Raw genomic sequence first — 7,930 nt, 5'->3', positions numbered from 1 at the left:
GGTAGAAATCATAAGCAGATAATTGGTTAAATATTTGAATGTCAATAACTTAAATATACCAATTTTCTGCTTTTCCTGCAATATAAAACACCCATTTCTTAAGTCGAACTCACGTTAATTTATTTAGTTTCAAACATTTTAATGTAACGTCAAAATTGGCCTTTTCAATGACCTTGTCCAATAGCATGGTGCCAATGCCATTACGTTGATAATGGTTCATAATATAAAGATGGTGTAGGAAATTGTCAGGAAGCCAAACGGAGGCAAAACCCACAATTTTATTTCCAACTTTCGCTACTAAAATGTATTCTCCTTCGGTGTCCCTATTAAACGACGATTTGTTGATAGATTCCTTGGTCAACCAAGTAAAGGTGCTAGACCTAACTTCAAAATAAATTTGTTCCAGCCTTTCCCTATCTGTTTCCTCAAAATCCGTTATATCAACTTTCAAAACCAATTGATTGTTTTGTCAAGGTTATTTTCTAAAATCAATACGCCTTATTGTAATGATAATTTTGGGATTATCTTAAGCCCATTTGAAATTATACTTTAAAATTCTCTTTTATCCGGTTGTAGACCTTAGCCCTGTATTATCCAATACTCCTAAGAGTGCTATTTTTATTTTCCTTCTTTAAAGAACGCATGAACAGCAAAATAAATACTGCACTGGACAATGCCACTAGGGTAATTATATCCCAGGTGTACTTATATCCTAGATTGGCAACTAGATTCATTCCAATGCTGTGTCCAAAAATGTGGGCTATGGAGAACGAAATGGAGTAATAGGCCATGTATTGTCCTTGGTTTCCTTTTACGGATCTATTAAGGGCCAAGGAATTGGAGAATGGAAAGACGATCATTTCTCCAAAAGATATAAGAATCATTCCAATAATTAAGGCACCTATCCATCCAATAAAATTGATTACAATGAAGCTCATAGCCGTTAATAACACCCCAATGAGGATGAGTTTGGACATACTGTTTTTACTGCTTTCCAACCATTTGATCAATGGCATTTCAAAAATAAAAACAAGAAAGCCATTTAAGCCCAGAAGCAGGCCGATCTCTGCTTCTGACAAAGAATGTACATCTTTGTAAAAAATGGGTAGAGTGGATAACAATTGAAAGAATGCCAGCCCAAACAAGGTCATTGCGGCCAAGAGAATCATAAAGGCCTTATCCGTGTATGCCTCTGCCGGATTTGCCACCTTTACTTGCTCTATAACCTTGGCTTTTTTGGGGTTGAGAATCTTCAATAATAACATACCGGCAATAAAACAGGTAAGGCCATCTATCCAAAACAATCCTCCGTAACCTAGGGCAAATATAATAAGCCCCCCCAAGGCAGGTCCCGCAGAAAACCCCAAATTTATGGCCAATCTTATCAGCGTTATGGAGCGCGTTCTGTTTTCCGGTTTGCTATATGAACTCAATGCCACAAACATGGCCGGTCTGAACATATCTGCAATGGCCATTAAAACAAAAACCCCTACACAAAAACCAACATATGATGTAATATACTGAAGTAGGATAAAGGAGATTCCTGAAGCCAAGAGGCTTATTGCCATAACCTTATAATAGCCTATTCTGTCCGTTAATTCTCCCCCCAACCAGGAACCAACTACAGACCCCATGCCAAAGAGTGCCATGATCCAGCCTACCTCCCAAAGGCTAAAATCCAAACTTTGGGTTAGATATAGGGATAGAAAAGGTATAACCATGGTACCTGCCCTGTTAATAAGTGTAATAAGTGCCAACCACCAAACTTCCCTGGATAGTCCATCAAAGGTGTTAAAATAATTAAATAATAGTCTTTTCATTTAAACATTTCCTTTTTGATCCCACTTGGTATAATTGCACCTTCCACTATTGGTGATGGATATGGCATAATTGTTACAGATTCCCGGTCTATTCTATAAATATGATTTCGTGTTCAACGCGAATCCTGTTTTAGTACCTAGCTAATATTATTTTAAATTCATTGTTGGGAGATTCCGGGTTTTCCATGGATTGGATTACCAAAAAATCGTTCCATAACCTTAACCTTTTCATTCACCTAGATGAAAATAATAGCTAAAGTTGCGTGAAAGTGGTTAATTAGTATTATCCCAGATAAACTGTACACATTTACCCTACCATTGATTTATTATAGTAGGTGGCTTTCTCAAAATCCCGGATGTTCATAGAAATAATGGGAACTTCTGGAAGCAATGATTTCAATTCGGAAACTATTTTTTTTGATAAATCATTTTTTTCGGGAATGCTTCTTCCTTCCATAATATTGGCGAAAACGTGTATAAAGTCGCCCCTGGTATTACCTATCGTATAATATTCAAAGGGATTGATCCTTACCTTGATGTCCCCTTCTTCGAAAAGACCGGATGCTTCAGCGGTATTATAAACTATCTGAATGATTTCGTTAGGAGCCTTTTTGTTTAAAATGTTTTGCGAGCAATCAATTACAAAGTGTGGCATATTATAATTTCTTAGTGAGTTTTAAGCAAGTCCAACTTAATAAGGGAGTTGGACTTGCCATTCTTTTTTTAATTCTATCCCGTTAGGCGATTTGGAATAATTCTTCCTTGGTCTTCCTTACTTTTAACCTATTCTGGGTTTTATCGGAAACAGATCTATACCCTACGGGAGCTATCACCACTGCATTAAGTCCCTGTTCATCCAATCCCAATATTTGATTGTAGGCATGGTTGTCAAATCCTTCCATGGGGCAGGCGTCTATTTTCAGCTCTGCACAGGCAATAAGAAGGTTGTTCAAGGCCAGATAGGTTTGCTTTTCCGACCAGCTTTTTCGTTCCTCTGCCGACATCTTGCCGATGCTCGTCTTGATGGATTCCCCGTATTGTTTTATCCCATTGGAAAAATTGCCCTGTATAGTGATAATTCGTTCTACATAATCGTCTACATGCCTGTCATAATCTAGGGTGTAATTACAAAAAACGAATAGTTGGGAGGCGTCGGTAATTTGCGATTGATCCCAAGAGGCTTTTCTAAGTGCAGCCCTGATTTCATCGTTTTCAATGATCAATACTTTATAAAGTTGAAGGCCGTAGGAAGATACGGAAAGCCTTATGGCTTCTTTTAGAAATTCCAAGTCTTGCTTGCTTATTTTTTTTTGGGGGTCGAACATTTTGGTGGCATATCGCCAATTTAGATGATCAATTAAATTCATTGTATACTGTTTTAATGTTTTACAAAATTCTGAATAAGGAAATCTTCTTGAAATCCTGTTTTTAGATATAGTCCTTTTGCCATGGAAGACGCTTGTAGGGTGGCATATTTTGCGCCTTGCTGCTTCGCCAGGTACAAGACATGGTTCAGTAGATCTGCTGCATATCCCTTTCGTCTATATTGGGGGACCACCCCTATGGAATGGATACCGGCCGTGTTGGGTGTATCCCTATAAAGAACAGCGGTCCCGATAGCTTGGGATCTATGGTTTCCTATGAAGTATTCCACTTGCTCCATGGTGAGTTCTACTGTTTTAGGATCTATAAAATATCCAAAAGCCTTAAGGAAAAGTTGGGACCATAGGGCAGCGGAGCTAGCGTTGGTCACCTTTTCGAAATTTAGTCCACTGACTTTAAAGGTGGCATCCTTCAGTTGAATGGACATAGCGGACAATTCACTTTTTATATAGAAATCATGGGAATTAAATAGTTTTGCCTGTACCATATTTTTCCATATGGGAATGGTGATGCCAGCCATATCATTACTATTTATTACTTTCTGTAACATCTTTTTAGTAGGGGGGCTATGAAACCATATCCTATTTGGCCATCCCGATTTCGCCACCGTGCTGATGGCGTAATTTTCATTGCTATAGAACCGGCCATTGGCCTTACCTGCCAGGCTCCAAAGACTCGTTAGGTTCTTTATATTGTCTTCAGTTAAATCCATATTCCTTAATATTTTATGAGTATTATGCCCAGGGTCATCACTATCATTCCCATAATTTTTTTAAGGGTCATGGGTTCAAATGGCATTCCAAACCAGCCAAAATGGCCGGCTATGGCCGCAAAAATTATTTGACCACTAAGTCCAAAAATTACCGCTGTAGAAATGCCAATACGGGGAATTATGTAATAAAAGAGTGTTACCGCCAAGAAACTTAAAGCCCCTCCTGTGAACCACATATAGGCGGGAATAGATTGTATTTGGGCTGTACTGGGAAGATCCCGAACGGTCATACATACTGCAAATATTGTACAACTCGCACTCATGATCAAAGCTGCCGAGGTGGCCAATAAAGTATTGTTTAAAAGTATTCCAAGCCTAGCATTGATTCCACCTTGGATTACGACCAAAACACCCACCGAAAACGAAAGGATTAATAGTGACAAATTGTTCATGGCTTACTTCTTTGTATTTATTGGAATGGCTATTGGCCGCATTGGGGATCCACTTGCACCCCTCAATTTTAAAGATGTTGCAATGAATGCAAATTCATAGACCTGATCTTTGGACAACTCCTCCAGAAATAGTTGTTCAATGAACATTACCCCTTTTTCGGCAAGTAGATAGGTGTGGACAGGTACCCAATTGTCTTCCCGTTCCGGGGGGAATGCCTCAAAACTAAGGTTGTCGGCACCCAAGAGCATAATTTCTTGCTCTTCTACCAACCACTTAACGGCCTCCAGGCCAATACCTGGATAGTTGTCTAGGTAGTGCGGGGCATCATCATAAAACTTGGCTTGGCCAGTTCTGATTAAAACTACATCTCCCTTTTTTAGCTTTATATCCTGTTTTTCCAAGGTGAGCTGTAGGTCTTGGGAGGTGATGTGATGGTTTTTTGGAAGTGGCCCTGTGGCAGCCGCCACATCCAAGAGTACACCTCTGGCAATAATTGGTGGAATGGTTTCTGCTCCGGTCTTCTTCCAGCCCTTATTACCAAGGTATTCTTCCGGGGTAAAACCGTTCCATATTTTTCCATTCAGACCAAAATGGTTCAAGGCATCTATATGTGTACCCATATGGGTGTACATGGAGATGGCATCCCCGGTATAACTTACTTTTTTGTTCATTTCAGCTCCTAGACCATTGGGATTGTCCACTATGGTGCCATGTGGTGTATGGGTTAACCAATACTGGTATCCAGGATCTCCCAAAGAATGAAAACTGGGCATCCCAACAAAGTAATCTACACTTAGATCGTAGGTTTTTCCAATGTAAATTTTGGATAGTACCTGAAGCTTAGAAGCTTCCGTCATCATATTTAGGGTACCGATTTCATCCTGTGGTCCCCAAGGACTTGTACCAACTGTTTCTTGATCTTGCCCTCTTGCCAAAAATTGAAAAAAGAGCAGAATTGCAATAATAATTTTTGTTCTTTTCATGGTTTATAATATTTGTTTGTGCAAATATTAAAACCATGTGGAAGTATTCCATTAAGGTATCTTAAGAAGGCTAATGATCCCTTATGTTTTTCCGGATAGAGCTTAGGTGTTCCGGGGTAACCCCCAAGTAGGAGGCCAGCATATATTGTGGAATCTGTTGTTCAATGTCTCGATAACGTACTATAAAATCACGGTATCGTTGTTCAGCGGACTGGCTCATATTATTGATCGTTCTTTCCTGTAGGGCTACATAGCCGTTCTGTGTTTTGATACGAAAAAATCTATCCATCATATGGATTTTATCAAAGAGTTCATTTAATCTGTCCCTATGTATTTGCAGCACGGTACTCTCAGATATGGCTTGGATAAAGAAAGTGGCAGGTTTTTGGGTGAGATAGGCATACAAGTCATTGATCCACCATCCACTTATCCCAAATTGTAGAATATGTTCAGCACCCAATTCATCTAGGTTATAAAGTTTTACACATCCGTGGGAAATAAACCGCATATGATTGCAGGGTTCCCCACTTTGTAGCAAATATTGTTTTCTGTTGAGAGTTATAGGTTCAAACGATTTCTGGATCAACTTGGATTCATCTTCGGTAATGGGGACCAATTCCCTAATATTTCCAATAAGCAGGTCATACATTATTCGTAGGTTGGATTATTCCGAAATAGTTTTCCGTTTAAAATTCGAAAAAAAATCCGTTCCAGACAAGATATGGCCTGTTTTCTTGACCCCTATCAATATATTTAATTGCCACTTGAGTAAAAATAATACAGCTTGTATGGAATTTAGGGATATTGACTTTTGCTCTTTATTAAATCGTATTTGGATTTATGGGTATGCAATTCGCACAAATTCCAAAAATTATTGGAACTTTGTTCTAATCGGTTGGCATGGAATATCTTTATGGTGGTTTGTTAAAATAATTATGAGGCCTATTTTGTGGAAGGAAGAATAAGGGGGGACTGCCCATGGGGATCTCCCATTCGTCCTTTGGTTTTAGGCAAGTGGACATAAAAAAGAGAAAAGTGATACCAGTGGAAAGTAGATTTTCGGGGAATATATTAAGTAATTTAGGGTAATGGAGACATTGGAACAGCAACGTCGGGAATTTTCAAAAGGGCCCTTTTTGGCAACCCCAATTTCTGGTTTGATAGCTTGGTTGCTGGTGGCCATATCCGGTATTTTTTTTTCTGATAGGGTAACGGTTTGGGTGCTTTTTATAGCAACAGGTAGCATTGTGTATTTGGCATTGTTTATTTCAAAATTTACGGGTGAGAATTTTATGGACAGGAATAAGCCTAAGAATGTTTTTGACGGTTTATTCTTTTTTTCCGTTGCACAGGCCGTTTTGGTCTACGCTATAGCCATTCCTTTTTTCTTGACCGACTATACTTCCTTGCCCTTGTCCGTTGGCATATTGACAGGAACCATGTGGTTACCTTTTTCCTGGATCATTCAGCATTGGATAGGCATTGTACACGCCATAGTAAGAACAGTGAGTATTGTGATTCTGTGGTATGTTTTTCCCGACCTGCGATTTGTGGTCATCCCGTTGGTAATAGTGGTTATATACGTTGCAACCCTTGTTGTTTTAAATAATAGAAAGAAAATGATCTAAATTGTTATAGCTCATGGCAGTTCAATTTATTGGGCTTGAGTTTTATGGTTTGGGTTATTGCAGTAGGTTTGCTTATGGCCCGTTAATAGTACAATAATGAATGTTTGTGAAGAAGGAGGAAATTGAAAGTAAATTAAGGAAGAAGCCTTGGCCCACTAAAGCGGCTATGGAACAGGTTTATGAAAAGAACCTATGGGGTGGTAAGGAATCCGATTTCTATTCTGGAGAAGGATCCCATGATCCGGAAATTGTAAAACCTTATATAACTGTTTTAAAATCATTCTTGAGCTCGTTTAAAGAACCCTTGACCGTTTGTGATCTAGGTTGTGGGGATTTTAATATAGGCAAGGACTTGGTAGGGCATACCAAAAGGTACATAGCTATCGATATCGTATCTGGACTTATAGCTAGGAATAACGAAAAATTTAAGGTAGAAAACCTGGAATTCCGTTGTTTGGATATCGCCCGTGATGATTTGCCATCTGGGGATTGTGCCATACTGAGACAAGTGCTTCAACATTTATCCAATGCTGAAGTACAAAGTGTAGTGGGTAAATTGTATAATTTTAAATATGTTGTTTTAACGGAACATTTACCTGAAGGTGATTTTGTACCCAATAAGGATATTATTTCCGGACAGGGAATTAGATTAAAAAAACATAGCGGTCTAAACCTAGCGGCCCCACCATTTAATTTAAGGGTGAAGGAAGAAAAACAATTGGTATCCCACAGGATTCCTAGAGGTAAAGGGGTCATTGTTACTACACTTTATAGAACTTTTTAGGATTTATGCATAGGCGTGTTTGAGGTTGTATTTTATCGCCGCAAAGGAAAAAATCTATAGATTTTAAAAGGCTTGGGAAGATGATGGTAAATGTTCATTTATTGGATTGTAACATTTCATATTACGTTGCTATGGGTTGAAGAATATCAAGGTCTGGGGTAGATTAT

The 7,930-nt window shown here is 38.8% G+C and carries 10 protein-coding genes; 2 read left to right on the top strand and 8 right to left on the bottom strand.

All coding sequences use genetic code 11. The annotated features are described in order from the left end of the window. Window positions 1–109 precede the first annotated feature (109 nt). The 8 genes from QSE00_RS10445 to QSE00_RS10410 form a co-directional block, all read right to left on the bottom strand. Complete coding sequence (locus QSE00_RS10445; protein ID WP_286105903.1) at window positions 110–451, bottom strand: GNAT family N-acetyltransferase; 342 nt, start codon at window positions 449–451, stop codon at window positions 110–112. A gap of 139 nt (window positions 452–590) precedes the next feature. Continuing rightward, entirely contained in the window at window positions 591–1,820 is a 1,230-nt protein-coding gene (locus QSE00_RS10440; RefSeq protein WP_286105902.1) for an MFS transporter, read from the bottom strand. Window positions 1,821–2,127: 307 nt separating this feature from the next. Next, complete coding sequence (locus tag QSE00_RS10435) at window positions 2,128–2,475, bottom strand: 5-carboxymethyl-2-hydroxymuconate Delta-isomerase (protein ID WP_110356859.1); 348 nt, start codon at window positions 2,473–2,475, stop codon at window positions 2,128–2,130. Between the two features lie 82 nt (window positions 2,476–2,557). Continuing rightward, window positions 2,558–3,187 carry an NAD(P)H-dependent oxidoreductase gene (locus tag QSE00_RS10430; protein ID WP_286105901.1) on the bottom strand — a complete coding sequence of 210 codons (630 nt, stop codon included), beginning with the start codon at window positions 3,185–3,187 and terminating at the stop codon, window positions 2,558–2,560. Between the two features lie 11 nt (window positions 3,188–3,198). Next, a complete protein-coding gene (locus tag QSE00_RS10425; RefSeq protein ID WP_286105900.1) occupies window positions 3,199–3,915 on the bottom strand; it encodes a GNAT family N-acetyltransferase in 717 nt (238 codons plus the stop codon). Between the two features lie 5 nt (window positions 3,916–3,920). Then, window positions 3,921–4,367: a DMT family transporter gene (locus QSE00_RS10420; RefSeq protein WP_110356862.1), complete on the bottom strand. Its 447-nt coding sequence runs from the start codon at window positions 4,365–4,367 to the stop codon at window positions 3,921–3,923. 3 nt (window positions 4,368–4,370) lie between these two features. Continuing rightward, window positions 4,371–5,351: a cyclase family protein gene (locus QSE00_RS10415; protein ID WP_286105899.1), complete on the bottom strand. Its 981-nt coding sequence runs from the start codon at window positions 5,349–5,351 to the stop codon at window positions 4,371–4,373. Between the two features lie 70 nt (window positions 5,352–5,421). Then, complete coding sequence (locus QSE00_RS10410; RefSeq protein WP_286105898.1) at window positions 5,422–6,000, bottom strand: Crp/Fnr family transcriptional regulator; 579 nt, start codon at window positions 5,998–6,000, stop codon at window positions 5,422–5,424. Between the two features lie 439 nt (window positions 6,001–6,439). Here QSE00_RS10410 and QSE00_RS10405 point away from each other — a divergent pair, with 439 nt between their 5' ends. Then, window positions 6,440–6,979 carry a DUF7010 family protein gene (locus QSE00_RS10405; RefSeq protein ID WP_110356866.1) on the top strand — a complete coding sequence of 180 codons (540 nt, stop codon included), beginning with the start codon at window positions 6,440–6,442 and terminating at the stop codon, window positions 6,977–6,979. 166 nt (window positions 6,980–7,145) lie between these two features. Further along, window positions 7,146–7,763 (top strand): class I SAM-dependent methyltransferase, encoded by a 618-nt coding sequence (locus tag QSE00_RS10400; protein WP_459076838.1) that lies wholly within the window; start codon window positions 7,146–7,148, stop codon window positions 7,761–7,763. Window positions 7,764–7,930 lie beyond the last annotated feature (167 nt).

It is taken from the genome of Arenibacter flavimaris (assembly GCF_030291335.1).
Classification (GTDB): Bacteria; Bacteroidota; Bacteroidia; order Flavobacteriales; family Flavobacteriaceae; genus Arenibacter.
The sequence above is the reverse complement of the archived record's forward strand: the minus strand, read 5'-3'. Positions and strand labels throughout refer to the sequence as shown.